22 protein-coding genes are annotated in these 24748 nt (G+C 72.3%); 12 read left to right on the top strand and 10 right to left on the bottom strand.

Features of this window, described 5'->3' with window-relative positions:
* Window positions 1-597: 597 nt before the first annotated feature.
* The 4 genes from WMF44_RS43305 (at window position 598) to WMF44_RS43290 (ending at window position 5531) form a co-directional block, all read left to right on the top strand.
* Window positions 598-2013 (top strand): hypothetical protein, encoded by a 1416-nt coding sequence (locus tag WMF44_RS43305; RefSeq protein ID WP_437295893.1) that lies wholly within the window; start codon window positions 598-600, stop codon window positions 2011-2013.
* Between the two features lie 212 nt (window positions 2014-2225).
* Complete coding sequence (locus WMF44_RS43300; protein ID WP_437295892.1) at window positions 2226-4172, top strand: zinc-ribbon domain-containing protein; 1947 nt, start codon at window positions 2226-2228, stop codon at window positions 4170-4172.
* A gap of 742 nt (window positions 4173-4914) precedes the next feature.
* On the top strand, window positions 4915-5211 hold the full coding sequence (locus WMF44_RS43295) for an Rpn family recombination-promoting nuclease/putative transposase (RefSeq protein WP_437295891.1): 297 nt from the start codon (window positions 4915-4917) through the stop codon (window positions 5209-5211).
* Window positions 5208-5531, top strand: a complete 324-nt coding sequence (locus tag WMF44_RS43290) for a DUF4351 domain-containing protein (protein ID WP_437295890.1) — start codon at window positions 5208-5210, stop codon at window positions 5529-5531. The genes WMF44_RS43295 and WMF44_RS43290 overlap by 4 nt, the downstream gene beginning before the upstream one ends.
* Window positions 5532-5546: 15 nt before the next feature.
* Here WMF44_RS43290 and WMF44_RS43285 read toward each other — a convergent pair whose 3' ends face one another.
* On the bottom strand, window positions 5547-7277 hold the full coding sequence (locus WMF44_RS43285) for a DUF3344 domain-containing protein (protein ID WP_437295889.1): 1731 nt from the start codon (window positions 7275-7277) through the stop codon (window positions 5547-5549).
* Window positions 7274-9106: an OmpA family protein gene (locus WMF44_RS43280; RefSeq protein ID WP_437295888.1), complete on the bottom strand. Its 1833-nt coding sequence runs from the start codon at window positions 9104-9106 to the stop codon at window positions 7274-7276. Before WMF44_RS43280 ends, WMF44_RS43285 begins: the two co-directional genes overlap by 4 nt.
* A 772-nt stretch (window positions 9107-9878) precedes the next feature.
* Here WMF44_RS43280 and WMF44_RS43275 point away from each other — a divergent pair.
* Window positions 9879-10427: an HD domain-containing protein gene (locus WMF44_RS43275; protein ID WP_437295887.1), complete on the top strand. Its 549-nt coding sequence runs from the start codon at window positions 9879-9881 to the stop codon at window positions 10425-10427.
* A gap of 442 nt (window positions 10428-10869) precedes the next feature.
* Window positions 10870-11256: an SPW repeat domain-containing protein gene (locus WMF44_RS43270; protein ID WP_437295886.1), complete on the top strand. Its 387-nt coding sequence runs from the start codon at window positions 10870-10872 to the stop codon at window positions 11254-11256.
* A gap of 16 nt (window positions 11257-11272) precedes the next feature.
* Here the strand turns inward: WMF44_RS43270 and WMF44_RS43265 are convergent, their stop codons facing one another.
* From WMF44_RS43265 to WMF44_RS43240, 6 genes are all read right to left on the bottom strand, one after another.
* Window positions 11273-12475: an exo-beta-N-acetylmuramidase NamZ family protein gene (locus WMF44_RS43265; RefSeq protein WP_437295885.1), complete on the bottom strand. Its 1203-nt coding sequence runs from the start codon at window positions 12473-12475 to the stop codon at window positions 11273-11275.
* An 87-nt stretch (window positions 12476-12562) separates the two neighbouring features.
* Window positions 12563-13441, bottom strand: a complete 879-nt coding sequence (gene truA / locus WMF44_RS43260) for a tRNA pseudouridine(38-40) synthase TruA (RefSeq protein ID WP_437295884.1) — start codon at window positions 13439-13441, stop codon at window positions 12563-12565.
* A gap of 21 nt (window positions 13442-13462) precedes the next feature.
* Window positions 13463-13900, bottom strand: a complete 438-nt coding sequence (locus WMF44_RS43255; RefSeq protein ID WP_437295883.1) for a hypothetical protein — start codon at window positions 13898-13900, stop codon at window positions 13463-13465.
* Between the two features lie 10 nt (window positions 13901-13910).
* Complete coding sequence (locus tag WMF44_RS43250) at window positions 13911-14453, bottom strand: AgmX/PglI C-terminal domain-containing protein (RefSeq protein WP_437295882.1); 543 nt, start codon at window positions 14451-14453, stop codon at window positions 13911-13913.
* A gap of 333 nt (window positions 14454-14786) precedes the next feature.
* A complete protein-coding gene (gene rsmD, locus WMF44_RS43245; RefSeq protein WP_437295881.1) occupies window positions 14787-15332 on the bottom strand; it encodes a 16S rRNA (guanine(966)-N(2))-methyltransferase RsmD in 546 nt (181 codons plus the stop codon).
* Between the two features lie 37 nt (window positions 15333-15369).
* Window positions 15370-16512 (bottom strand): PEGA domain-containing protein, encoded by a 1143-nt coding sequence (locus tag WMF44_RS43240; RefSeq protein ID WP_437295880.1) that lies wholly within the window; start codon window positions 16510-16512, stop codon window positions 15370-15372.
* 303 nt (window positions 16513-16815) lie between these two features.
* On the opposite strand from WMF44_RS43240, the gene WMF44_RS43235 reads away from it, so the two are divergent.
* The 4 genes from WMF44_RS43235 (at window position 16816) to WMF44_RS43220 (ending at window position 20203) form a co-directional block, all read left to right on the top strand.
* Entirely contained in the window at window positions 16816-18240 is a 1425-nt protein-coding gene (locus tag WMF44_RS43235; protein WP_437295879.1) for a phosphomannomutase/phosphoglucomutase, read from the top strand.
* 2 nt (window positions 18241-18242) lie between these two features.
* Window positions 18243-19121: a peptide chain release factor N(5)-glutamine methyltransferase gene (gene prmC / locus WMF44_RS43230; RefSeq protein ID WP_437295878.1), complete on the top strand. Its 879-nt coding sequence runs from the start codon at window positions 18243-18245 to the stop codon at window positions 19119-19121.
* 204 nt (window positions 19122-19325) lie between these two features.
* Entirely contained in the window at window positions 19326-19706 is a 381-nt protein-coding gene (locus tag WMF44_RS43225; RefSeq protein WP_437295877.1) for a phage holin family protein, read from the top strand.
* Window positions 19703-20203, top strand: coding sequence for a hypothetical protein (locus WMF44_RS43220; protein WP_437295876.1), 501 nt, complete (start codon window positions 19703-19705; stop codon window positions 20201-20203). The genes WMF44_RS43225 and WMF44_RS43220 overlap by 4 nt, the downstream gene beginning before the upstream one ends.
* Here WMF44_RS43220 and WMF44_RS43215 read toward each other — a convergent pair.
* Window positions 20188-20868 (bottom strand): hypothetical protein, encoded by a 681-nt coding sequence (locus WMF44_RS43215; protein WP_437295875.1) that lies wholly within the window; start codon window positions 20866-20868, stop codon window positions 20188-20190. The genes WMF44_RS43220 and WMF44_RS43215 overlap by 16 nt on opposite strands.
* Before the next feature lie 256 nt (window positions 20869-21124).
* On the bottom strand, window positions 21125-21478 hold the full coding sequence (locus tag WMF44_RS43210; RefSeq protein ID WP_437295874.1) for a hypothetical protein: 354 nt from the start codon (window positions 21476-21478) through the stop codon (window positions 21125-21127).
* Between the two features lie 271 nt (window positions 21479-21749).
* Here WMF44_RS43210 and WMF44_RS43205 point away from each other — a divergent pair, with 271 nt between their 5' ends.
* Entirely contained in the window at window positions 21750-22751 is a 1002-nt protein-coding gene (locus tag WMF44_RS43205) for a hypothetical protein (RefSeq protein WP_437295873.1), read from the top strand.
* Between the two features lie 131 nt (window positions 22752-22882).
* Window positions 22883-24268: a protein kinase domain-containing protein gene (locus WMF44_RS43200; RefSeq protein ID WP_437295872.1), complete on the top strand. Its 1386-nt coding sequence runs from the start codon at window positions 22883-22885 to the stop codon at window positions 24266-24268.
* Window positions 24269-24748 lie beyond the last annotated feature (480 nt).

Raw genomic sequence — 24748 nt, 5'->3', positions numbered from 1 at the left:
CGCGGGTGTTTGTGCTTCGATCGGAGAGCGGATGCGCAAGGTAACAGTGTGTAAGTTAGCAACTCAGAGGTGGAGGTGTCCAGATCTTTTTGGTGGTAGGCGCGAGAAAAGTGTCGAGTTGCGCGGTGACAATTTTGGGTCGTGCGGTGACGCTTTTGGGCTGGTCGCGGTCTGGTCGCGGTCTGCTTACAGTCTGCTTACAGTCTGCTTACGGTTCGTCGAGACGAGCGCAGTCTGGCGCATCGAGTTCCGATGCTCAGCAGCCCTCTCCGACCCTCCGCAGGGGTCGAGGGACGAACAGGATCGGATCAGGTACGCGGGAGTTCCTGACGAGATTTGATGCAGAACGCGCACGGGACCATTTTTCAAGATAAAGAGTCTTTGCTTTGCCTGTCTAGATCCTTTTTCGAGGGCGCGAGCTTTTTTGTGCGGCTCTGGGTCTCGGGCTCGGTCTCGGGCTCGGTCTCGGGCTCGGTCTCGGTCCCGCGCGCGGGTCGGCCCGGGCGTTGCGTGTCAGGCCGCACGGCACCGCGCGCGCGGGCGGCGCTTCGAGCCTGCCGGCTGCCGCCCGCGCGCGGGCGCTGCTACGGTTCGCCTGTGCGACGCCCGCTGCTCGCCTCGTCGGCCCTGACCCACGCGCTTCGCCTCGCGTCGCTCGCGTACGCTGCCCTCGCCGTCGCCATCCCTCGCGCGGGCGCCGCGCAGGACCTGCCGACGCTGAGCGGGTCCTGGACCGCGAGCGCCCTCACGGAACAGTGGTCGGTCTCCGCCTGGGGGCAGGCATGCGGGCCCAGGCCTCGCCCGCAGGGCGCCCCGGGCGGCGCGGTGCAGATCCAGCAGCACGGCTCGGAGCTCTCGATCTCGGGCGCCGGACGGTCGTGGAGCACCGCCGAGTGCTGGGAGCAGATGCCCGGGCTCGCGCGGAGCAAGCACTCGGCGTCTGGCAACGCGCGCTCCTGGCAGACCCGCTGCACGACGCCGGCCAGCGATCCCCGCCGCGCCGTGGTCACCACCACGACCCAGGCGACCGACGCCAGCATCAACATGGTGGAGACGGGGCAGTACCAGTTCATCATCCAGGACACGACCTGCAGCGCGTCCGTCACGAGGACGCGGACCTACACGCTCGTCCGGCGCGAGGGCGAAGCGCCCCCCGCGGCGAGCGCCCCGCCGCCGGTGGCGAGCGCGCCGCCGCCGGTCGGGAGCGCCCCGCCCGCGGCGCCCGCCGCAGCCGAGAAGAAGCCCGCGGCCTCGCGCACCTGCGACGCCCCCGGCGAGCCGGCGCGCCTCGAGGTCACGCCGTCGCGCAAGCTCATGCGGCCGGGCGAACGCTTTCAGTTCCGCGCGCTGGTCATGGATGCGGAGGGGTGCGCGCTCCCGACGAGGCCCACGTGGTCGATCGCGCCGGGGCCGCTCGCGTCCGCCGCGACGGTCGACGCAACAGGCGCCCTCTCGCTCGGCGCCGGCGCGGGGGAGGGGGCGCTCGGCCTCGTCGCGTCCGTCGCCGGCAAGGGGGTGACCGTCGCGATCGAGGTGACGAGCCCCGATCGTTACGACGCGCTCCTCGCGGCGAGCGGGCTCAACGAGGCCGGCGAGAGCGAGCAGGCGGCCGTCGTGGTGATCGCGGCCGGCACCATCGGCGGGCGCACGACCTCGGGCGAGGACCTGGGACGCCAGCGCAAGAACCTGTTCGTGGCCATCGTGGGCGGGGTCGCGGCCTGCCTCGGATTTGCCGGGTTGATCCTGCTCCGCCGAGGCCGCCGGCGGACAGGAGGCGACGTGGAAGGCCCGGCCTCCACGGCCGGCGCCGCCGGCGAGCGCGACAGCGCAGGCGCCGAGGGCGCGCCGGCGCCCTCGGGGGCCTCGCCCGCGGGCGCCGCAGGGCCAGCCGCTGGGCCGGTCCGGCCGGCGCTGCGGACTCGTGGAAAGATCTGCCCTACCTGCGGCGACCGCTATCCGAGCGAGGCGATGTTCTGCGGGAAGGACGGCACGCAGCTGCTGCTGCTCAATTGATCGCGCCACACTGCGCGCGCCGCGCGAGGACGTGGACGCGCGCTGCGTCATCGCGCGGCGCTGCGCCGGCGGCGATCATAAAAGAAGTCGCCGCCTTGATCGGCCTCGCGCCGTCCCGCTATTCTGCGTCGACCGACCGGGCCGCGTGATCGTGCGCGTGTGTGGTCGTTGAACCCATGCCCGCATGCCGGAACGGGAAGGGCGACAGTCGCATGAAGATTACGTGTGAGTCGTGCCAGGCCAAGTACACGATTGCCGACGAGAAAGTCGCCGGCAAGACGGTCAAGATCAAATGCAAGAAGTGCAACCACTCCATGGTGGTCCACGGCGCGAATGAGGCTGCCCCGGCCGCACCGCAGGACGCGACCGCGGAGCAGCAGGGCGACCTGTCGGATGACGCCGAGGCGAAGCTCGTGGCCGATGTGGGCGGCGCGCCCGCGGCGGCGCCCGACACGTGGACCGTCAACGTCGCCGAGGGCGACGAGCGGACCATGACGACCGCCGAGCTCGTGGCCGAGTACGCGCGCGGAGGCCTGAGCAACGACACGTACGTGTGGAAGGACGGCATGGGCGACTGGCTGCCGATCGCCAGCGTCCCGGAGCTCAAGGAGCGATTCTCCTCGCAGGAAGACGCGGCGCCCGCGCCCGCGGCAGCCGTCGCCGCGGCGGCGCCCGCTGCCGCGGCGCCCGCGATCGCGACGCCCATGCCCGCTGCCGTCGCGCCCGCTGCCGCGGCCGTCCCTGCTGTAGCGGTACCGGCGGCCGCAGCGGCGGCTCCGCCCGCAGCGGCCTCTGCGCCGGCCGCCGCTCCGGCGCCTGCCGTTGCCGCTGCGCCGGTCCCCACGGCTCCGGCGCCTGCTGGGCTCAGGTTCGGGCCCGAGGGGACCGTGGTCATGAAGGACTCGCGGCGCGCCCTGAACCAAGCGGGGGCCGCGACCCCGGCGCCTGCAGCCGTCGCCTCGGCGAAGGCCCCGGAAGCCGCGGCGCCGGCGAGCCCAGCGGCCGCGGCGCCGGCGAGCCCAGCGGCCACGGCGCCGTCCCCGGGCGGCGCACCGGCGCCAGCGGCTGCGCGTCGCGCGGCCCGGGGGGCCGCGGTCGACGTCTTCAGCGCCGCGGAGCGCGCCGAGAACCCCGCGTCCGCCCCGCCGCCGGGCCTCGATCGCCAGGTGGGCGAGCGCAACGAGAACTCGGTCCTCTTCTCGCTCTCGGCGCTCACCGCGACCGAGAACGCGGCGGTGGCCAAGCAGAACGAAGAAGACGAGCTCCCGTCGGGCCGGCGTCCCTCGAACCGCCCCTCGAAGAACAACGGTCGAGCCGGCTATGACGACCTGCTGAACCTCGGCGGCGGCCCCATCGCCTCCGCGCCGATGCTCGCTCCGCCGCCGTTGCTGGCGCCGGTGACGGACTCGCGGCCGCCTCCCTCGATGTCGCTTCCGTCCAAGGCGTCGGTGCCGCCCGCGTCGCTTTCGTCGCTCTCTCCGCTCACGGCGCCGGAGGCCTCGGCCAAGAAGGGCCGCACGGGTCTGATCGCGGCCGCGATCGCCGCGGTCGTGCTGATTGGCGGCGTCGCCTTCTTCTTCATGCAGTCGCCGACGCCGGAGGCGTCGACGGCCACGCCGGAGCAGGTGAACACCGCCCCCGCCGAGGTGCCAAGCCCTGCGCAGACGGCGGCACCGGCGCCGACGCCTGCCGAGACCGCAGCGGCCGCAACGCCGTCCACGGCGGAGACGGCGGCGCCGTCCGCGGAGCCCACCGCCAGCGCCGAGGCCCCGAGCGCCGCGACGCCCGCCGCGGCGACGCCCGCCGCGGCGGAGAAGCCGGCGTCCGCGCCCGCTGCCGCGGCGGAGAAGCCGGCGGCATCGAAGCCGGAGCCGGCGGCGTCCAGCGGCGCCGAGTTCAACCGTGGCGCCGCGAGCTCGGCGCTCGGCGCGGCCGCCGGCTCTGCCAAGAGCTGCAAGAAGGCCGGCGGACCGACCGGAACCGGCAGGGTCAAGGTCACCTTCGCGCCGAGCGGCAGCGTCACGTCGGCCGAAGTCCAGGGGGCGCCGTTCGCCGGGACCAGCGTCGGCGGCTGCGTCGCCAGGCTGTTCCGCAGCGCGCGGGTGCCTGCCTTCGGCGGGGGCTCGGTCACCGTCAGCAAGTCCTTCACCATCAACTGATCGCGGCCCGAGCACGGGCGCTCCCGCGGAGAGGCCCTCGCGGCGTGCTGGAGGGTTTCCTTCGGGCGCGAGGGCCCGCGGCAGCGGGGGGCCGAGGGCTCCTGTCGCGCGCAGAGCCTGGGTTGCGCGCCGGGAGGCTTCTGGCGCGCCCACCAAGGTCTCTGCCAGCGGCGCGGGAAGGCCTCCGATGCGCGGCGCCCGGAGCTCCCGTCTCACCGGGGAGGAGGAGACGACATGGCGGTGCTCGTGACCAGGGCGGAGCGGCTCGGGCGGGCAGCCACGGCGCCGTCCAGGGGGACGGTCCCCGGGCATGGCGAGCAAAGCGCCTGTTCAGCGCAATCCCAAATCACTCGGCAGATATCCCCGTAATTCATGGATGACGCCACGTCGCCTGTGCGCGGCGCCTTCGGGGGCACTCGATGACACCCACTTCTTCTTGTTGGCCTGCGGGACGGCAACGTTGTCCTGAGGCAACCGAGCCAGGTTGCGCCAGCAGCACGGGCGCGTGTGAGGGTGTGAGGGACGATTGTGAGACGAGGTGGCTTGTATTGTCGTAATTGGGCGACACCGCTCGATGTCATCTCATGAATCGTATCCAGAAATAGATTTCTTTTTCATGGGCAATCTGTCTGCGACTTGCTAGCGAATCGGTCTCAGAGACGGCGCGCCGCCGTGACCAGCGGGAGATGTGTGAGCTCGGCGAGCTCGCAGCCAAGGTGCGCGCCGGCAGCGGTGGTGAACGATGACGCCTACCCCTCATGACGCTCTGTCCAAGTCCACGTCTGGACAGCCGGAGCACGCGGCCGGGGCGCTGCGCCAGGCGCTGCCTGCCGCCCTGGCGGCCCGCATCGACTTCGCGTCGCTGGCGTTGCAACCTGGCAGCTTCATCGATGAGGCGCTCGCCGCGAGCCATAGCGATCTGCTCTTCACCGCCAGGCTGGAGCGAGCGTCGCTGTTCGTCTACGTGCTCTTCGAGCACCAGAGCACGACGCACCCGCTGATGGGGCTGCGCTCGTGCGCGTGTGGCGGTATATCTTGAGCATCGCCGACCCGCGCGAGCCCGACAAGCTGCTGCCGAGGCTGCTCGTGGCGGCGGGACCGGATGCCGAGGAGGAGATCGTGACCATCGCAGATTACCTTCGCGAGGAGGGGCGCCGGGAGGGCCGGCTGGCAGGCGAGCGGGAGGGCCGGATCGAGGGGCAGCGGAGCACGTTGCTGAAGCAGCTCCGGCTGCGCTTCGGCGAGCTGCCGGAGCCGATCGAGGCGCGCATCCGCGCCGCCGACGCCGCGCAGATCGAAGGCTGGACCGAGCGTGTGCTCACCGCGCCCACGCTCGACGACGCCGTGGCCGAGCGCTGACGCGGCGGTGATCGTCTACCCCCTGCGCCGCCGGCGGAGCAGACCCGCCAGCGCGAGCCCCGCGAGCCAGCCGGCGCTCCCATCCCGGCCTCGCGGGCTGGCCGCGCAGGGGCCGAGCATGCCGCTGCCGGCCGCGTAGAAGGACTCCGGCTCCACGGCGAGCTCGGTCGGCGGCGCGCCCGGGGCGTCGCCGTTGCCGTCCGTCGGATCGGCGCTGACCGGCGCGCCGAACGCGCCCGCCGCGGCGATCTTCGCCTGGTTCTTGATGAGGTCCGGCGCGTCCGCGTCGACCGTCACCTCGAAGCGCACCGTCACGCTGCCGTCGACAGGGATGCTCCCGCCCTGCGCGCCGTCCGCCCCGTCCCCGAGCCAGAACGTGACGGTCCGCGTCGCGGGATCGTACTGCCCGAGGTCGTCGCCAGGCGCGTCCGTCTGGGGACCGGCGTTCGGCCCATCGACGATCGACAGCGAGCCGGGGACGAACGTCACCCCGGCAGGCAGCGCGTCCGTCAGCACCGCGCCCACGGCCTCGTCATTGCCCGTGTTCGTCGCCGTGATGCGGTATTCGACGGCGTCCCCACGGTAGGTCGGCAGCCCGCCGAGATCCGTGGCCACCTTGCTCGATTTGCTGAAATCAGGCCCATAGTTGGAGATCGACGTCACCCACCCCGCGAGGAAATAGAGCTCGTCCCTGCTCGTGGCGACGAGCGTGGCCCGATCGTCCCCCGGCTTGAGCTTCGCGCTGACATCCACGATGTCGATGTCGACCCCCGACATGCTCTGAGGCGTGCCCGGGATCCTCGGGAGATCGCCCTCCACCGACACCGCCTTTCCGAGCGCCGAACGGGTGCCGTTGAAGAAGTTGTCGGCGGGGTTCAGCTCGTCGCTCAGCGCCTCGGCCAGATCGGGCTTCCCCGGGTTCTTGGGGTTGAAGAACACGCTGTCCCCGGTGTTCGAGTTGTCGCCCTCGAACGCGACGATGCCCAGCTTCGCCACGAATCCGGCGTCGGGCACCTTGAAGCCCGAGAGCTCGACCTGCTGCCACCCCACGTCGGAGACCCGGTCGAGCCCGTCGAACAGCGCGAGGTTGCGCATCGGCGATCTCGGCGCCTCGTAAAACACCACCATCCACCACGCCACGAAGACAACGTCGTCGTCGCTGTCCCTCACGTCGACGACGTCCACGCCGCCCACCCGGTAAGCCCCGGCGCCGCTCTCCTTCACGATCGAGGTGATGTCGGCGACCGACTGGTAGTTGTGCGACTCGTTGGGTTTCCCCTGGTTGATCACCGTCTCGACCGAGTCGATGGCGGTCACCGTGCCGTCGTAGCCGCCCGCGTGGTGGAGCTCCACCTCCAGATCGGCGCCGGCGGTGTTGCGCGCGGCCCAGTACAGGAACGCGTGCGTCACCGTCGCCCCGTCGGGCAGCGTCAGCACCGCGGTCGTGCGCGCCATCTCCGGGGTGATATCGAGGTTCGCCTCCGCCCTGCCGTCAGCAGGCGAGTCGGACCTCCAGAAGAGATCGGGCCCCGACTCGACGGTCGACTGGCCGCATGCGCCCATCGTGCCCTCCGTGGGCCGCGGCGTCGCGGAGCGGCACTCCTGCCCGATCGAGCTCCCGATGAGGGCGAAGTCGCCCTGCTGATCGACCTGTACACGCAGCTTGGGCTCGGCCGTCGCGCTGGCGGTCGTGAGCCCGATCAGCGTGAGGGACGCGAGCCCCGTGATGCTCAACTGCTTTCTCATCGATCCTCTCCGGTCTCATCAGCCTGCGGCTTGTACGCGGCCTTCTTGATGATGTTGAACTGGACTCGTCGGTTCCGCTGCCTCCCGGCCTCCGTCGCGTTGTCGTCGATGGGCTGCTCCCGGCCGTAGCCCTGGGCCGTCAGCCGCGTCGAGTCGATGCCCCGGCGGACCAGCGCCGCCATGACGGAGTTGGCGCGGTTCTGCGACAGGATCCTGTTGTGCTCCACCGTGCCCCGGTTGTCGGTGTGACCCTGGATCTCGATGAGCACGATCTCCGGGTGCTCCTTCAGCACCTCGGCGACCTCGTCGAGCAGCGGATCGCTCACCGGCTTGATGGTGGCCTTGTTCGTGTCGAACTGCACCTGCTGGAGGATCACCACGTGCTTCTCGGTCACGCGCACCGCCTTCGGGCAGCCGTGCTTCTCCGGGTCCGGATCCGCGAAGCCCTTCTCCCTCGGGCAGGCGTCCGTGTCGTCGCGGAACGAGTCGCCGTCGGTGTCGCGCGGGCAGCCGTTCTTCGCCGGATCCTTCGAGCGGACCCCCTTGACGTCGGGGCACGCGTCCTCGGCGTCGGCCACGCCGTCGTCGTCCCGGTCCGGCGGGCAGCCGTTCTTCTTCGGGTCGTCGCTGCGCACGCCGGCGACGGCGGGGCAGGCGTCCTCGGCGTCGACGATGCCGTCGGCGTCGCGATCCGGCGGCGGCGGGCAGCCGTTCTTCTTCGGGTCGTCGCTGCGCACGCCGGCGACGGCGGGGCAGGCGTCCTCGGCGTCGACGATGCCGTCGGCGTCGCGGTCCGGCGGCGGCGGGCAGCCGTTCTTCTTCGGGTCGCCGCTGCGCACGCCCGGCACGCTCGGGCACGCGTCCTCGGGGTCGCCGATGCCATCCCTGTCCTGATCGGTCGGCTGCTCCGGCGTGAAGGCGGCCATCGCGACGGCGCGCACGTCCGGCGTCCCGATGCCCGAGGTGATCCCCGGCCCGACGCCGATGCCCGCCTCCATGAAGGGCAGGAATCGATACCTCGCGTCGAGGAGGAGCTCCGCGTTGGTCGAGCGACTGCTGATGTCCTCGAGCACCATCGCGGCGCTGAGCTCCGGCCCCACCTGGAGCCGGCCGTCCATCGCGAGGAACCCGACGCCGCCGCCCAGCGTGAGCATCGTCCCCTGCGCCACGCCGCCGAACGACTGGGAGCGCCGGACCTCGGTGCCCAGCGCGGTCGACCAGACGAGCCGATCCATGCGGCCGCCGGCCGCGACGTACGGCATCGCCCGGACGCTCCCGTCGCTCACGAACGAGTCGTCCGCGCCGGTCGGCAACCAGACGTAGGCGCCGACGGCGAGCTGGAACGGGTCGTGGTACGCGCCATGGATCTGAAAGCGCGCGCCGAGCCGCACGTCGCCGAGCGCCGCGCCGCTCGGCGACGGGAACTGCTGGCCGCCGCCGCTCGGGCTGTCCCCGGACTGCAGCGCGGTGAGCGGCGCATCGAGGTCGACGCTCAGCTTGTTCCAGAGCGGGAGCGACGCGCCGAGGTGGAACGTGAGCTGATCGCTGACGACCGCGCCGATCTCCGCGCCGTCGCGCTCGCGCCGCAGGACCAGCGGGTTGCTCGCGTAATCGGCGAGCAGCATCACATGCGGTGTGAGGTGCCCTGCCACGAACGGCGACGACACGCTGAACATGCGGTCCCCGGCCGGCGCCGGCACGAAGCGGCTCAGGGCCATGCCTCCGGGGTTGACCGGCGCGTCCTGCCCGTGCGCGGGCGCGGGAAGCAGAGGGACGACGACGAGGGCGGCCAGCGCGGCGGCCAGCGAACGGAGAGGCCAAAGTCTCATGAGGTGGCACCCTGCATCGGCGGGTTTCGCATGACGATATAAGACGCTGTCGCGGACGAGTATACAGGTCGGCAAGTGCGGAGTCTTGAGCAACGAGCGACGTCGTCGGCATGTTCGTAGGACTTGCGCGTACCTCCCCGGACCATTCCCCGGACGATTCCGCGCCACCCGACCATTCCGCGCCACCCCCGGCGCATTCCCCGATCCGCTGAACGAACGAGAGGCGATCGCGCGCAGGCGGCGCGCGCTTCATCGCAGCGACGCCGCCGCGAGCGGGCCGTGCCGCGCGGGCGAAGCCGACCTCATCAGAAGAGCGGATATCCCGCGCTGCGCGCCGGACGACTGAACGAGAGGGAGCGTCGAGCCGCAGAGAGGGCCGGGAGAGCCCCTGTCGTGAGGCGGGCGCCCGGGCCGGCAGCGCGGGATCGCCGGCGGTGCGGCGGCGCGCCGCACACCTCGCCCGGCGCGCCCCTCGTGGCGCCTGCCCGCCGCGCAGCGGGCGCGCTCGGCGCACGCAGCGGGCGCGCTCGGCGCCCGCAGCGGGCGCGCTCGGCGCACGCAGCGGGCACGCTCGGCGCACGCAGCGGGCACGCTCGGCGCACGCCGCTCACCGAGCGCATGGCACGCCGGGCGCTCGAACCGACGCGGCCTTCGAGGGCGAGCCTCGGAGGCCGCGGGCTCCCATCCGGACGGAGGACCTGCTGGACGGCACAGGGGGCGCTCGGCGCCTGCGCTCTGGACGCCGAGCGGCTATGGTTGGCGGGACATCGCGATGGGCACCCTCCTCAAGCGCGCGCTCGACCAGGCGGCGGTCTGGCATCGATCCCAGAAGCGCAAGTATCCGAACGCCGACGTCCCCTACATCAGCCACCTCGCCGGCGTGGCGGTCCTGCTCGCGCGCCACGGCTTCGACGACGAGGTCGTCGCGGCCGGCGCGCTGCACGACGCCATGGAGGACCAGGGCGTCACGTTCGACGAGCTGAGCCAGCGCTTCGGCGAGCGCGTCGCCACGCTCGTCCGCCACGTGACCGAGCAGGACAGGGCGCTGCCCTGGGAAGACCGCAAGCGGCTCTATCTCGAGGCGTTCCCGAAGAAGCCCTGGGAAGCGCAGGCGATCACGCTGGCCGACAAGATAGACAACTTCCAGTCGATCATCGTCTGCGCGCGCGAGCACGGCGATCCGTGGTCGATGTTCAAGCGCGGCAGGGACATGCAGCTCGCGAGGTTCGAGGAGCTGCGCGCGATGTGCCGCGGCCTGCCCCCGCACCCGCTGCTCGACGAGTACGGGGCCGTGCTCGACGAGCTCCTGTCGACGGGCTGAGCGCCGGATCCGCGGGGGGCTCGGCGACGCGCTCCGGAGCGTCGGGCCCGGCGGCGAGCGGAGCTCCGCCCGCGGCCAGGAGATCCTGGAGACCTGGGCCTCGGAGACGCGGTGTGTCTCGAACGTGCGCGAGGTGACGGCGACGCGCGCCGGATCCCGGAGAGGCCTTCTCGAGGCTGCGCGATCGGCGAGAGCAAGCGTGAAGGGGCCAGGGCTCCGGTGAGCCACCCTGCCCCGCTCCGTGCCGGATCGGGCTCACTCGCGCCCTCCGCTCCCTTCGTGTGAGCACGACGAGCACCCCTCCTGCCCGTCCCGGGCGCGCGACAACCCCGCTGATCCTGGCCGGCGCTGCGTTCCGGAGCGGCCGGGGCGCGCGCGCCGACAGCCGCTCACCGGCACATGCGATGCACCGGGTGAGGGGAGCTCCTCCAAGGAGGCACCGATGAAGCTTCTATCTCCCCGCCACCATGGATACGTCGATTACGCGGTCGTCGTCCTGCTCGCGCTCGCGCCGCTCGCGCTCCGCCTCGACCCGGTGCCCACGGCGGTCTGCTACGTCGCCGCCGTGGCGCAGCTCGTCGTGACGCTGCTGTCCGATCAGCCGCTCGGCGCCGCCAGGATGATCCCGTTTTCGGTGCACGGCGCGCTGGAGACGTCCCTCGCCGCCGCGCTCCTCGCGTCGCCCTGGCTGTTCGGGTTCTCCGCCGACCTCCCGGCGCGGACCTTCTTCGTGGTCGCCGGGCTCGCGCTCGTGCTCGTCGCCCTCCTCACGAGGTACTCGACAGGCGCCGCCTCCCGGCAGGAGCCGTACGACCGCTACGATCGCTGAGCCGCGCGGGCGGCGCTCAGCAGGCGGAGACGGCCGCCTGCGCCTCCCGCATCACCTCGGGCCAGGCCGGATCCGCGCGCGACACCTCCATGGCGATCGCCAGCGGATCCTCGCCGGCCGCGATGGCGAGGCGCGCGGCGGCGGAGCCGGTGAGCAGATCGAAGGCCGGGATCGTGTCGACGTACTCGTAGCGCTCGGTGCGGAAGCGGAACTGCTCGGGCTGCTGCCTGCAGGCGAACGCGATGAGCGCGACGTACGTCGCGACAGGGCGGAAGGCGCGCGGATCGGTGACGTGGATCTGGACGCCGCCGCAGATCTTGCCCGCGTGCTTCTGGAAGGTGGGCCGGAAGGTGAGCGGCCGCGCGACGAAGCCCGGCAGGGCCGTGGACGCGAGGCGCGCGGCGAGATCGTGGCCGTCGAGCCAGGGGGCGCCCACGATCTCGAACGGGCGCGTCGTGCCGCGGCCCTCCGACAGGTTCGTCCCCTCCAGCAGGCAGCCGCCCGGGTAGACGAGCGCGGTGTCCGCCGTCGGCATGTTGGGCGACGGCAAGACGAACGGGCGATCCCACCCGGACGCGAGCGCCTCCCGGCGATGACCCTCGACCGCCACGACCTGCAGCCCGCAGGCGACGTCGCCGAGCGGGATGCCCTCGCGCCGCGCGAAGAGCGCGACCAGCTCGCCCATCGTGAGCGAGTGGCGGACGGGCACCGGCTCCAGGCCCACGAACGACAGGAACCCCGGCGCCTGCGTCGCGCCCTCGACGCTCTCCGCCGCGCCCCCGAGGGGGTTCGGCCGGTCGAGCAGCACGACGTGCACGCCCGCCGCGTGGGCCGCCCGCAGCGCGAGGAGCGCCGTCCAGACGAACGTGTAGTACCGCGCGCCGACGTCGGCGAGATCGATGAGGAGCACGTCGATCTGCGCGAGATCCGCCGCGGAAGGCGAGAGGTCCTCGAAGCTCTCGCCGTACAGGCTGACGATGCCCGCGCCGGAGCGCGCGTCGACGCTGCTCATCACCGTCGCCATGTCCTGCGCCTCGCCGCCATAGCCGTGCTCCGGGCCGAAGAAGAGGCGCGGGCGCACGCCGAGGCGCTCGAGGACGAAGGCGATGTGGGTCAGCTCGCGATCGACGCTCGCCGGGTGCGCAAGGACCCCCAGGCGAGTCGAACGGAGGCGCTGGAGCTGCGGAAGATCCGAGAGGCGGTCCAGTCCGACGTGCACGTCGCTGTGGTACCAAGGCGAGCGCGGGCCGTCCATGTGTCCGCGGTGGATTCTGTGTGACGCGCGGCGAGGTCCACCGGCGCGGCGTCACTCCTCGGGGGCGCGCTCCGCCGGCGCGTCGAGGTCCACCGGCGCGGCGTCGTCCGCCGAGCCTCCGTCGGAGGGCCCCGCCGGCCAGGCCTCCTGCCCGTCGTCGCGCAGGTGGATGCGCTCGAGGTAGAGCCCGTCCGGCGGCGCCGTGATCCCTGCGTCGCGCCGGTCCAGCGACGAGAGCGCGCGCGCGATCGCGCCGGGCGCGAGGTGGCCGCGCGCCACGTCCATCAAGGTGCCGACCAGGATGCGCACCATGTTGTGCAGGAACGCGTTCCCCTCGACGTCGATCCGCACGACGCGCGGGTCCGCGGGATCGAGCGACAGCTCGACGCCGTACAGCGTCCGCACCGTGGTCGTCCGCTCGTCCGCGCTCGTCCGGAACGCGGCGAAGTCGTGGGTGCCCTTCGCGGCGAGCGCCTCGGCGCGCGCCCGCTCGATCGCCTCGTCCGTGATGCCCTCGACCCGCCAGGCGCGACGGCTGAGGAACGGGTCGCGGACCAGATCCCGGAGGACCAGGTAGCGGTAGCGCTTGCGGAGGCTCTCGAAGCGCGGCGAGTACCCGAGGCGCACCACGGCCGCGCGCCGGATCACGATCTCGTCCGGGAGGTGGCGCGCGGTCGCGAGGACCCAGCCGCGCGGCGGCAGCGGCGCCGTCGTGTCGAAGGCGACCCGCTGGTCGCGCGCGTGGACGCCCGCGTCGGTGCGGCTCGCGCCGCGGATCTCGCGGATGCCGGGGTCGATGACGCGCAGCGCGCCGAGCAGCTCTCCCGAGACCGTGCGCTGGTCGCGCTGGCGGGCGAAGCCCGCGAACGGGCGCCCGTCGTAGGCGACCGAGAGCAGGATCCCCCGGCTCGAAGCGGCGCTCCTCGCCACGGCGCGATCGACGCGCGCGGCCTAGCCGCCGCTCCCCCCGGCGCCGCCCGCGCCACCCGAGCCGCCCGCGCCACCCGAGCCGCCCGCGCCACCCGAGCCGCCGCTTCCCCCGTCGCCGTCCGAGCCGCCGTCGCCGCCCGTGCTGGCCGAGCCGCCGTCGCCGCCCGTGCTGGCCGAGGAGGTGCGCGACGCATACCCCTTGACGCACTCCAGGTTGACGAGGCCCTCCGCGTTCTTGCAGCACTCCTCGGGGGCCGCCAGCTGGCCATTCACCACGCAGGACGGGAGCTGATAACAACCGGCCGGATCGTTCTCGATTCCCTGGTCGGCGTTGAGGTTGTTGTCACAGAGCGCCGTGGTTCCTTCATCGACGTGGCACGCGGCGCTCTGCAGGACGAGCGGCGCGGGCGCGAGCGCGAGGAGGAGCAAGCTGGCCATCCGGGAGGGGAGCGTTCGCATCGGCTGCTTCCTATTGCTTGATGGTGAAGTTGATCGGAACGTTCACCACGACGCATCCGCTCTGCGGCGGAGGCAGTGATTTGCCGCGGAAACGTCCCAGGACGCAAGACGCAATCTCGCCCGAGCCCACCGTGTCGTTGAGGATCGAGGCGCTGCACACCGCGCCGTTGGAGGCGACCTGCACGCTCACCGTCAGCTTGCCGGAGACCTCCGAGGTGCGCAGCGCGCGGTTATAACAACCCTGCGCCGAGCGAGCGAGCCCCAGGACGGCGGAGTCGAGCGCGGGCGAGGTCGCGCCGTCGCCGCACTTGCCGGAGCAAGGCGACTTTCCGGTGGTGGCCGGGCCCTGCCCCGACGCGACCTTGCCGGCGTCCGCGCCGGCGTCCTCGACCTCCTCGACGGGCGGCGGCGGCGGGGGCGCGAACAGCGGCGGAGGCTCCGCGGGCTTCGTCTCGGCGGGGACAGCGGCGGTCGGCGCGGCAGGCGGCGCGGCCGGCTCCGGGCGAAGCTTCCAGTAGAGCAGGCCCGCCATGAGCGCAGCAAGGACGACCATTCCTGCGATGTAAGGCCCAGGGCCGCCGGATTTTCCCGGGATCTGCTGGGACGACGGAGGCATCGATGCGGACACGTTGAGAAGTCCTCCCGGAGAGACGCGCGAGGTCCGGCCGCTTCGGCGGGACCATCGTGCGCCGGAGCCGAGACGCGGGCGCGTCCGGCGGGGGCGAGTCTACAAGGGCGGGCAGGGAAGCGCGCCAGGAAACTGGATGCGGATGAACACGACAGCGCCGCGCAGTGGGCTGCTCGCGCGTGGCTGGCGCGCGCAGGCGGCTCAGCGCGCGTGGCTGGCGCGGCGGCTCAGCGCGCGTGGCTGGCGCGCGCAGGCGGCTCAGCGCGTGTAGAACGACACCGCGGTGTCACCGTAGGCGCGGCTCGCGGCGCAGGTGAGCCCGGCGATCTCCGGGGAGGGATCGCGGCGCGCGTGCTCGAGGACGAGGCGCCCTTCCGGGGCGAGCAAGCCGAGCGGGCCGGCGAGGCGCGCGGCCGCGGCGGCGGCCCTGGCCAGGACGGCGTAAGGCGGATCGAGCAGGGCGAGGTCGAAGGGGCCCTCGTCGCGGAGCAGCTCGAGCGCGCGCTCGACGGGGAGCGGGACGACCCGCGCCGCCTCGTCGAGGCCGAGCGCGGCGAGGTTCTCGCGGAGCACGGCGAGCGCGGGGCGGCCGCTCTCGACGAAGACCGCGCGCCGCGCGCCGCGCGAGAGCGCCTCGATGCCGAGCGCGCCGGTGCCGGCGTACAGGTCGCAGACGAGCGCGCCGGTGACGTCGCCGAGCGAGGAGAAGAGCGCCTCGCGCACGCGGTCGGCCGTCGGCCGCGTGCCCTCGCCGCGCGGCGCGGCGAGCCTCCGCCCGCCGAGCCGGCCGGCGATCACCCGCACGGTCGTCCCCCCGTCATCGCGGGCAGCGAGGCAGAGCTCACCAGCGGTACGTCACGTCGACGCCGCCGCCGCCGAGGCCGACGCTGGGCTGCACGCTCCAGCCCGCGCGCTCCGAGGTCTGGCCGTCGCTCGTCACGAGCAGGTACGCGCCGACACCCGCGGACGCCACCGCCAGCGGGTAGAAGACGTACTGGAGCGCCATGAACGTGTCGGCCCTCTCGCAGAGATCGATGCCCTTGCGGGCCGTCTTCGCGTCGGCGTTGAAGTCGTCCTGGATGGCCCTGCGGTTCTCGAGCGCGCAGACGTCCTCGACGTTCTCCGTGAACAGCCCTCGATAGGCCACGTACCGCGCGTCGCTCTGGATGCTCGCCACCTGGACGGAGCTGATGACGGCGACGGAGCCGAACACCGCCCCCGCGCCGAGGCCGATGAACCCGCCCATGCGCTTCCAGTTGGTCCGCGTCGATTCGGCTGGCATCTGGCTGAGCGCGACGTCCGTCGTGGCGACGGGCAGGACGACGACCGACGCCTGGGAGTCGAGGAAGCCGGCCGACTTCACGCGCACGTCGTGCGGCCCGGCGGCGACCGTGAAGGTCGCCTCGCCGTTGTGCACGTTGCCGGCGGGCTTTCCGTCGATGAAGACGCTCGCCTGCGCGGCGCCCGTCCTCACGCGGAGGGCCCCGCTCGGCGGCCCGCCGGTCAGCTTCGCGATCGCCTCCGCGGCGATCTTGCGGAGCGGCTCGTCGTTGGCCTCGGTGAGGTTCGCGCTGTACTTCACCGGCACGCTCGATTCGGGCTTGCCGCGGGTCCAGAGGTGCAGCTCGCCCTCGACCTCGGTGTCGCTCTTGCGGAGCATGCCCCAGATGTAGCGGTCGCTCTTGATCTGGTCGGCGATGCGCGCCTGGCAGCCCGCGTCGGGACGATCGTCGCACTGGAGGGAGAGCGTCAGGACCTCGAGCGAGAAATCCTCCTCGCGGACCGACCACCCCGGGGCCTCCTTGATGGCGGAGCGGAGCGCCTGGGTCAGCGCGCCGGCCTGGTCGTAGGCGTCGTCCGTCCGGAGGACGACGACGGTGATCGGTAGGGCGGTGGGCGACGGCTCCGCCGCGCGGGCGGCGTCGCTGCAGGCGAGGAGGGCCACCACGGCAGCGAGACCGGTCCTCTGTGCGCGCGTCATCATGTGGTCCTGGGCTCCACGCGCCCAAGTTACCCGCCCGGCGGCCAGGAAGGCAATCCGTGAGCCGGCGAGGCGGCGCGGCGGCGCGATCGCGATGTCGGCGCGGCGAGGGGCGCGAGCGCGGTGACGGGCGGTGACGGCGCGGCGAGGCGGCGGCGAGCGCGGTGACGGCGCGGCGAGGCGGCGGCGAGCGCGACGACGGGCCGGCGAGCCCACGCTGCGCGGGCGGCGTTTTTCGTTTCGCCCACGATTGCGCCGTGTCAGAGCGTCCTGGGCGCGGGCGCCGCGCGCTCCTCTGCCTGGTCCATGAAGGTCCCCAGACACATCTTCCGCGAGTACGACATCCGCGGCGCCGCCGAGCGCGACCTCACGAGCGAGCTCGCGCGCGAGCTCGGCGCCGCGTTCGCCCTGCTCCTCGGCCGCGAGCTCGCCGCGGGGGCGCCTCCTCGCCGGGCTCGGCCGGAGGTGGCGGTCTGCCGGGACGGCCGCCTCTCGAGCGACCGGCTGTTCTCCGCCCTCACGGACGGCCTGCTCGCGGGCGGCGCCGACGTGATCTCGGCGGGGGTCGGGCCGACGCCGCTGCTCTACTTCGCGGCGCACCACCTCCACGCCGACGGCGCGATCATGATCACGGCGAGCCACAACCCGGCGCCGGACAACGGGTTCAAGCTCATGCGCGGCAAGGCCTCGTTCTTCGGCGAGGACATCCAGGCGCTCGCCGACCTCATCGAGCAGGGGGCCGATGGCCCGAGCGCCGCGGCGGGGCGGGGCGCGCTCACCGAGGTCGAGCTCACGGAGGACTACATCGCGGCGGTGCGCGCCGCGTCCCGCCTGTCCGGCACCGACGTCCGCTTCGTGATCGACGCCGGCAACGGCGCGGCCGGCCCGCTCGGCGTCCGGACGCTCGAGGCGCTCGGCTTCGCGCCGGACGCGCTCTTCTGCGACATCGACGGCCTCTTCCCGAACCACCACCCGGACCCGACCGTGCCCGAGAACCTCGACGCGCTCCGCGCCCGCGTGCTCGCGACCGGCGCCGCGCTCGGCGTCGCGTGGGACGGCGACGGCGATCGGATCGGCGTCGTCGACGAGCGCGGCGAGGTGCTCTGGGGGGACAAGCTGCTGCTCCTGTTCGCGCGCGCGCTCCTCGCGGAGCGCCCCGGCTCGGCCGTGCTCGGGGAGGTGAAGTGCTCCGAGACGCTCTACGCCGACATCGCCGCGCGCGGCGGGCGCCCCATCCTCTGGAAGACGGGCCACTCGCTCATCAAGACCAAGATGAGAGAGGAGGGCGCCCTGCTCGCCGGCGAGATGAGCGGGCACATGTTCTTCGCCGATCGGTGGTTCGGGTTCGACGACGCGATCTACGCGACGGTCCGCCTGCTCGAGATCGTCGCCCGGGCGCGGCGGCCCCTCGGCGAGCTGCTCGCCGACGTGCCGGAGACCTTCGCCACCCCCGAGATCCGCGTCGACTGCCCCGACGCCGTGAAGTTCGAGGTCGTCCGCCGCGTGACCGAGCACTTCCGCCGCGCCCGTCCGGTCGTGGACATCGACGGCGCGCGCATCGACTTCGGCGGCGGGGCCTGGGGCCTCTGCCGCGCCTCCAACACCGGCCCGATCCTGGTGCTGCGGTTCGAGGGGCGGTCCGTCGCGGACCGCGACGCGGCCCGCGCCGAGGTCGAGGCCGCCGTCACCGCCGCCGTCCGCGACGCCGTCGGCGCCGCCCCGCTCCCGTGACCATGTCCGAAGGCGAGCAGCAGAGCGAGGCCTGGACGATCCGGCGCGTGATCACCTGGGCCACGGGCGACCTGAAGAAGCGCGGCGCGTCCTCGGCGCGCCTCGACGCCGAGCTCCTGCTCGGCAAGGTGCTGGGCATCGATCGCGTCGGGCTGCTCATCGACGCCGAGCGGCCGCTCGACCGGGCCGAGCTCGCCGCCTACCGCGAGCTGCACCAGCGCCGCCGCGCCGGCGAGCCGGTCGCCTATCTCCTCGGTGTGCGGGAGTTCTACGGCCGCCCGTTCCGCGTCGATCCGCGCGTGCTCATCCCCCGCCCCGACACCGAGATCCTCGTCGAGGTCGGCCTCGCCCGGACGAGGCACCTCGCCCTCTCCGCGCGCGTGCTCGACCTGTGCACCGGGTCCGGCTGCGTCGCCATCAGCCTCGCGTGCGAGCGGCCGACGAGCCGCGTCCTCGGCGTCGACATCTCGGACGGCGCGCTCGCCGTCGCCCGCGAGAACGCGCTCCGCCTCGGCGCGGTCAACGCGGGGTTCCTGCGCTCGGATCTCTTCGCCGGCGTGCCGTCCGGCCATCGCTTCGACCTGATCACCGCGAACCCACCGTACATTCCGGACGAGGACGTCGCCGCGCTGCAGATCGACATCCGCGGCTACGAGCCCCACCTCGCGCTCGCGGGGGGCCCGGACGGCCTCGTCTTCACGCGCCGGATCGTCGCGGGCGCGCCGGCCTTGCTCGCCGCCGGCGGGGTGCTGGCCATGGAGGTCGAGGCCGGCAAGGCGGGCGCGGTGGCAGAGCTCTTCGCCGCGGCGGGGTTCGGCGGCGTCTCGAGGCACCTCGACTACGGCGGGCACGAGCGCGTGGTCTCCGGCGTCCTGCCCTGATCGCCCGCCGCCCGAGGCGCGCGCCTCGGCGAGGGCCGCGCAGCGCCCGTGCCTCCGCGAGGATGGGGCTGGCGCGCCGTATGCACAGCGACGCACGGCGAGGGTGGCGTGGCGCAGTCGGTGGCGGGGCCTCGGTGGTGACCCGCGCGCCGCTGCCTGCGCCGCCCCCGAGCGCGTTCACGCCGCGAGGCGAAGAGGTGTCCCATGAGGCAGGTGGATCCCAGGCCGGAGAGCTCGACGGCAGATCTCGTGAAGGAGGCGATCGCCGAGGCCAGGGAGCTGATGCAGGTCGAGGTCGCGCTGGCGCGCGACGAGATGAACGAGGAGATCGCGCGGGCGAAGGCGTCGTGCGTCGCTCTCGGCGCCGCGGCGGCCGCGGCGCTGCTCGGGGTCGCGCTGGTGCTCGTCGCGATCGCGCTCGCGATCGCGCCGGAGCCGCTGCCGGCGCTGCTGATCGGGCTCGCGTTCATCACGCTGGCGATCGTGGTGGGCATGGTCGGCTACAAGCGCGCGCCGAGGAGGCCGCTCGAGAGGACCCGGGGCCGCCTCGGGGCGGACGTCCGGCTGGTCCGGGAGCTCGTATGAAGGGGCTGAACGGTCAACGCGCGGACTTCGAGCGCAGGGCGGACGAGCTGCGCGACCGGCTGATGCACACGATCGAGGCGCTCGATCGGCGGCGCCACGCGCTCGTCGACGTGCGGTCGAAGGTGCGCCGGCACGGCCCCGAGGTGCTCGCCGGCGGGCTCGTGCTCGCGATCGCGGGCGGCGTGGCGGCGATCGCGCTGATCAAGCAGGCCCGCGCGCGCAGCGAGCGGCCGGGCGGCGAGCGCCTCCGCGCGCTCGTGCGCTTCTGGCGGCACCCGGAGTGGGTGGCGCCGCGCGGCAAGCCGAGCGTGTCCCGCGAGATCGGCCGGAGGATCCTGGTGGGCATGGCGTCGTACGTGGCGATGCAGCTCATCCGGCGCGGCGTCCGGCGCACGCTGGCGCTCCCGGAGGGGGACGCGCAGGCGCGGCGGAGCCCGCTCGAGCTCGGCGCCGCGGCGTCGAGGACCAGGCCGCCGTCCGGTCAGGGCCCTGTGTAGAGGGCGGTGCGCCACCCCAGGTAGAACCCTGGCTGGCGGACGGACGTGCTCCACGTGTAGTCGGCGTAGAGCCACGGGCCCATCGCCACCTTCCAGAGCCGGATCCCCTCGTAGAACACGCCGCCGCCGATGCGGGCCGGCAGGGCGCCGTCGATGACCTCGGCGCCGCCTGTGTCGGCGGTCGTGTACGCGACGCCCGTGCCGGCGTCGAAGGTGACGCCGACGTCCCTCCACCGATCCGCGAGCGAGAAGAGCGGGAAGACCTCGGTGTGGAGCATGAACCCGCCGGCGAGGGAGGTGTGGTCCGCCGCGCTCAGGCCGTGTCCGCCGAAGGCCGCGCCGAACGTGAGCCAGTCCGCGAGCGCGCCGCCGATCCAGACGTAGCCTCCGCCGCCGATCCCGACGCCGGTCTCGGTGTAATGGCGCTCGAATCCGATCTTCTGGACGTCGTTCGGGAAGCCGGCGGCGCTCCCGAGCGCCAGGCCTCCGGCGATGCCCGCGGCGAGCCCGCCGCGCCGCACGGCGGGTCTGGGCGCGAACAGCGGGCCTTCGGCGGGCGCCTCTCCGGACGCCGCCGGCTGCGCCGCGGCGGCCGCGGGGAGCAGGCTGAGGCCAAGGAGCACCGGCAGCGCGGCTGCGCGGCGGAGGTGGGGACACGTCGCCATGGGCTCCCTTTCCTATACGATGACGCGGGGCTCGGCATCGCAATCCGGCGGCGCGCTTCGCTGGTGCGCCTCGTTTCATCCAGCGGTCGCGACGAGCTCACGTGAAGCCCGGCGGTTGCCCCCAGGGGGCACCGCCGGCCTGCGCGTCTCTCCCGAACGATCGCCGCTCGGCCGCCTTCTCGCGTCGCGTGTCGGCCACGCGCTGATCCAGGTGGCCCCGTAAGGAGGAGGCGATCGCGGGGGCGAAGCGCCTCCGTCAGGTCGCGGGGGATGGACGCTGCGATGTGCTGCCGCTGATGGATGGGCCGCCACCCTCCTGAGCGCGCCAGCTGCGAGCGCTACATTGACACAAGAATTGTTCAATGTGACGGCTGTCTGAAGCCTCCGGTCTGAGTTTCAACTCTCCGGGGAGGCTCTCGACAGCCTCCGGTTTGAGCTTCAACTCTCCGGGGAGGCTCTCGACAGCCTCCGGTTTGAGCTTCAGCTCTCCGGGGAGGCTCTCGACAGCCTCCGGTTTGAGCTTCAGCTCTCCGGGGAGGCTCTCGACAGCCTCCGGTTTGAGCTTCAACTCTCCGGGGAGGCTCTCGACAGCCTCCGGTCTGAGCTTCAACTCTCCCGGGAGGGTGCGGGTACCCTCCCCTCGGCGGTCCGAGCGTCGGAGCGCGGTGGAACCGCCCCCTCGACTCCGAGCGCTCGCTCCCTCTTGGTGCCGAAGTTTCACTTTTCGTGAGAAAGCACGGCGCGAAGACGCAATGCCAGGTCACCGAAGCCCTTGCTTCCTGACCGGCTATTCCTGACTGCCCGGATCGGGTACAAAGCAATGCCGTGCTGAATTGGGTCGGCACGGCGTAGGGTCCCCCTCGTTGGGGCCGAGGTGAACCGTGAGTGGTTCTGCACGAGTCGTCTTCGCATCGACAGCAGCAGCCTTCCTGAGCCTCGTTCTCGCCTCCCAGGTCCACGCGGCGGACCCTCCGCCCCGGTCACCAGAGCTGCAGGAGCTCTTCCGGCTGGCCGACGCGGCCATGAAGCGGGCGGACGTGGCCGGCGCTCGCGAATACTGGGCTCGGATCAACCATCTCGAGCCAACGACAGCGGCTCTCTGCCAGCTTGGCCAATTGGATCTCCGTATCGGTCGCTGGGATGCTGCCGCGAACGAGCTATCCCTTTGTGTTGAGCAGATGCCCGCTCCGAAGAACGACGCGGAGCGCCGCTTCTACGAGGTGAGGCACGCCGACTTTGCGGCCGCGCGGGGTCATGTGGGCGAAATTCGTGTCCTGCCGCCGCCGCGGTCGACACGAAGCCTGGTGGACGGCAAGGAGGTAGAAGCAACCAGGAGCGTTTATGTCCTTCCTGGCCAGCATGAGATCACTGCCACGGGTCCACAGGGAGAGATCGCGCGCGCGCTCGTGAAGGTCGCAGCGGGGGATTCTCTCCGTGTGCCTCTCACGTTCGACGCTCGACCAGCGGCGGCGGTGGCCAAGGCGCACGCCGTTCCTGCGCGGATCTCCCCGAAGCTCAGGGAGTCTAGCGACGGCCCGAAGCCGTGGCTCGTATGGACCGGCGCCTCCGCCGCGGTGATGGGGCTCGCCGTCGGAGTCGGGTTCCACGTGGCCGCGGATTCTGCGGACGATGAGTCGGATTCGATAAAGGAGAGCGCGCTGGACGGAAACATACCCCGATGGGATCCCGTGTATGGATCGCTTTACGAAGAGGCGAAGAGCGCACACGAGCGGGCCAACACGCTCCACGCCATCGGCACAGCGGCCGTCATCGCCGGGGCCGCGCTCGGCGCCGCGACGATCGTGGTTGTCGCGCTGCCTCGCAGGACCGAGGTTGAGCTTCGGGCACGAGGCAGCTACGCGGAAGTGAGGCTCGCATGGTAGCGGTCGGGGAGATCTGGGAGGGGCACGAGCTGATAAGCGAGCTTGAACGGGGCATGGTGCGAACGTTCCTCGCGCGGCCGATCGGAGATCCCAAGGGCCTGGTTTGGCTTCACGTCCGAGAGAGCGCGCGCATGGACCGAAAGCTGTTTGCGTCCGAGATCGAGCGCTTGCGGCGGCTGTCGGACAAGGTCCCGGAGATCGCGCGGGTGCATTACGGCGGCGTCAGGCAGGATGCAGCGTGGGCTGTGTCCACCTTTCACAAGGACGCGATTCGACTCAAGGACGCGACGCGCGGCGCGGACCTCGGCATGACCGCGATCGACGAGGTAGGTGAGATCGGCATCCTCGTTCAGAGGGCGAATGACCTCGGCTTCGTACACGGCGCCCTGAGCCCCGAGCGCGTGCTGATCACCGCCGACAAGCACTATGTCATCACCCACTTCGGATTCCCTCGGCTCTTTCAGATCAGCGGAGAGGAGGCCGTCCGGGAGCCGCGCTATGCGGCGCCTGAGATGGTCTTCGAGGGTGATATCGGCCTTCGCACCGACGTGTACGGGATCGGCACGATCTTGTATGAGCTCCTGTGCAATCGCGCGCTGTACTCTGATTCAGGACCAGGCGAGGCCGAGGGGCCCTCAGGCAAGCTCTGGGAGCCACGCATTCCCGTCTGGGTGCCCCAGGCGCTCGTCCATGTGATAAGGAAGGCTCTCGCGAAGGATCCACAGGAACGGTACTCCAGCGTCAGAGCGATGCTCCTGGAGCTCGCGGTTCGAGAGCGCGAGTTCAGCGACTTCTTCTCGCGCTCGCATCCAAACCGCGAAAGGGAGACAGACGTCGCCGTGCCGTTCGTCGCGCGCCGTCGCAGGCCGCGCGCGGAAGTGGCGGAGAGTGAGGATGACGCCTGGGAGCCGTTCGTACGTCCGGCGAACGAGGGCAGCGATGGGCTCGACGCGTCGGAGGAGGAAGACGGAGGCGTGGAGCGGCCCTCATCGCCCATCGTTCCGGCGTCTCCGGCAGTACAACCTCGTGAGCCTGCGCCGGCGACGGGCGCCACGACGCCCCAGGATGGCGTCGCCGGGCCGCTGTCGGATCCAGGGTTCGACGTGCCGGAGCTCGAGCCGCTGCCGTCCTCGCCGCGAGTCCAGCCGAGCCCTGTGCGTGGAACCGAGCGGACGAGCCCCCGTGGCCTCGCCCGCTTCCTGGCTCTGGCGCTCTCGCTGGTCAGCGTGCTCGGTACCTTCATGGCGCTCCGCTGGTCCGAGCGTCCCGTCAAGCTCCAGGCGCGCCTTCCGCGCATCGCAGGGTTGCCGGTCCCGCCGCCTGGCGATCTGCGTCCACGCGGCCCCTCCGCGGCCGACCGGCAGCCACCCTGCGTGGCGCTGGTCGGTGCACCGCGGCAACCCGCGAGGGTGCGCGACGCAGCGTCGAGGCGTCAACCTGCGGAGGCCCCGACATCGAAGGGCGCGAAGCTGGGCGCTGACGGCATCTATCTCTATGGCGGGGACACATCGTTCTGACACGACGCAAGGGGTCATGGCGCGAACGTCCGTCTGCTCGTTGGTAGTAACGCTCGCGCTCGTCGCGTGTGGAGATGATTTCGACATGGCGCCTCCCACGTCGAATGCACGTCCGATGTGGCTTTGGACGGGCCGTGATCCGGCGGAGGCGCCTCCGTGTCCCGGGAGTTCTCTGCCCCGCTGGGAGGGATGGGCGAACGAGGTCGCTTCGGCCGATTGCGGCGCCTGTGAATGTCAACCGGCGTCTTGCCTTCTCGCGCCGACGGTAGCGGCGCAAGCACCCATCTGCACCGATGGCGCGGGGCTTCCGATCCGCTTCGACGCCGGAGATGGGTGGAACGGTACGTGTGCCGCACCCGCTCCAGCCATCCCCGCGAGCGCGTTTGGTTCGGTCATCTACGGACCGCCGACGCTGGCCCCTTGTACCCCATCTCCTACGCCCGATCCGCCGCCGATCACTGGGACCTTCGCGAGAGCCTG

The organism is Sorangium sp. So ce426 (genome assembly GCF_051475585.1).
Taxonomy (GTDB): domain Bacteria; phylum Myxococcota_A; class Polyangia; order Polyangiales; family Polyangiaceae; genus Sorangium; species Sorangium cellulosum_B.
Note: the sequence above shows the minus strand (reverse complement) of the source record. Positions and strands in the feature narration are given on the sequence as shown.

What these genes read in the sequence shown, in the direction of transcription:
- WMF44_RS43250 (WP_437295882.1), bottom strand. Translation starts at nt 14,453, where the DNA reads ATGGTCGTCCTTGCTGCGCTCATGGCGGGCCTGCTCTACTGGAAGCTT.
- WMF44_RS43220 (WP_437295876.1), top strand. Translation starts at nt 19,703, where the DNA reads ATGAAGGGGCTGAACGGTCAACGCGCGGACTTCGAGCGCAGGGCGGAC.
- WMF44_RS43215 (WP_437295875.1), bottom strand. Translation starts at nt 20,868, where the DNA reads ATGGCGACGTGTCCCCACCTCCGCCGCGCAGCCGCGCTGCCGGTGCTC.
- WMF44_RS43285 (WP_437295889.1), bottom strand. Translation starts at nt 7,277, where the DNA reads ATGAGAAAGCAGTTGAGCATCACGGGGCTCGCGTCCCTCACGCTGATC.
- WMF44_RS43240 (WP_437295880.1), bottom strand. Translation starts at nt 16,512, where the DNA reads ATGATGACGCGCGCACAGAGGACCGGTCTCGCTGCCGTGGTGGCCCTC.
- WMF44_RS43270 (WP_437295886.1), top strand. Translation starts at nt 10,870, where the DNA reads ATGAAGCTTCTATCTCCCCGCCACCATGGATACGTCGATTACGCGGTC.
- WMF44_RS43200 (WP_437295872.1), top strand. Translation starts at nt 22,883, where the DNA reads ATGGACCGAAAGCTGTTTGCGTCCGAGATCGAGCGCTTGCGGCGGCTG.
- WMF44_RS43235 (WP_437295879.1), top strand. Translation starts at nt 16,816, where the DNA reads ATGAAGGTCCCCAGACACATCTTCCGCGAGTACGACATCCGCGGCGCC.
- WMF44_RS43280 (WP_437295888.1), bottom strand. Translation starts at nt 9,106, where the DNA reads ATGAGACTTTGGCCTCTCCGTTCGCTGGCCGCCGCGCTGGCCGCCCTC.
- WMF44_RS43295 (WP_437295891.1), top strand. Translation starts at nt 4,915, where the DNA reads ATGACGCCTACCCCTCATGACGCTCTGTCCAAGTCCACGTCTGGACAG.
- WMF44_RS43300 (WP_437295892.1), top strand. Translation starts at nt 2,226, where the DNA reads ATGAAGATTACGTGTGAGTCGTGCCAGGCCAAGTACACGATTGCCGAC.
- WMF44_RS43225 (WP_437295877.1), top strand. Translation starts at nt 19,326, where the DNA reads ATGAGGCAGGTGGATCCCAGGCCGGAGAGCTCGACGGCAGATCTCGTG.
- WMF44_RS43275 (WP_437295887.1), top strand. Translation starts at nt 9,879, where the DNA reads ATGGGCACCCTCCTCAAGCGCGCGCTCGACCAGGCGGCGGTCTGGCAT.
- WMF44_RS43255 (WP_437295883.1), bottom strand. Translation starts at nt 13,900, where the DNA reads ATGCGAACGCTCCCCTCCCGGATGGCCAGCTTGCTCCTCCTCGCGCTC.
- prmC (WP_437295878.1), top strand. Translation starts at nt 18,243, where the DNA reads ATGTCCGAAGGCGAGCAGCAGAGCGAGGCCTGGACGATCCGGCGCGTG.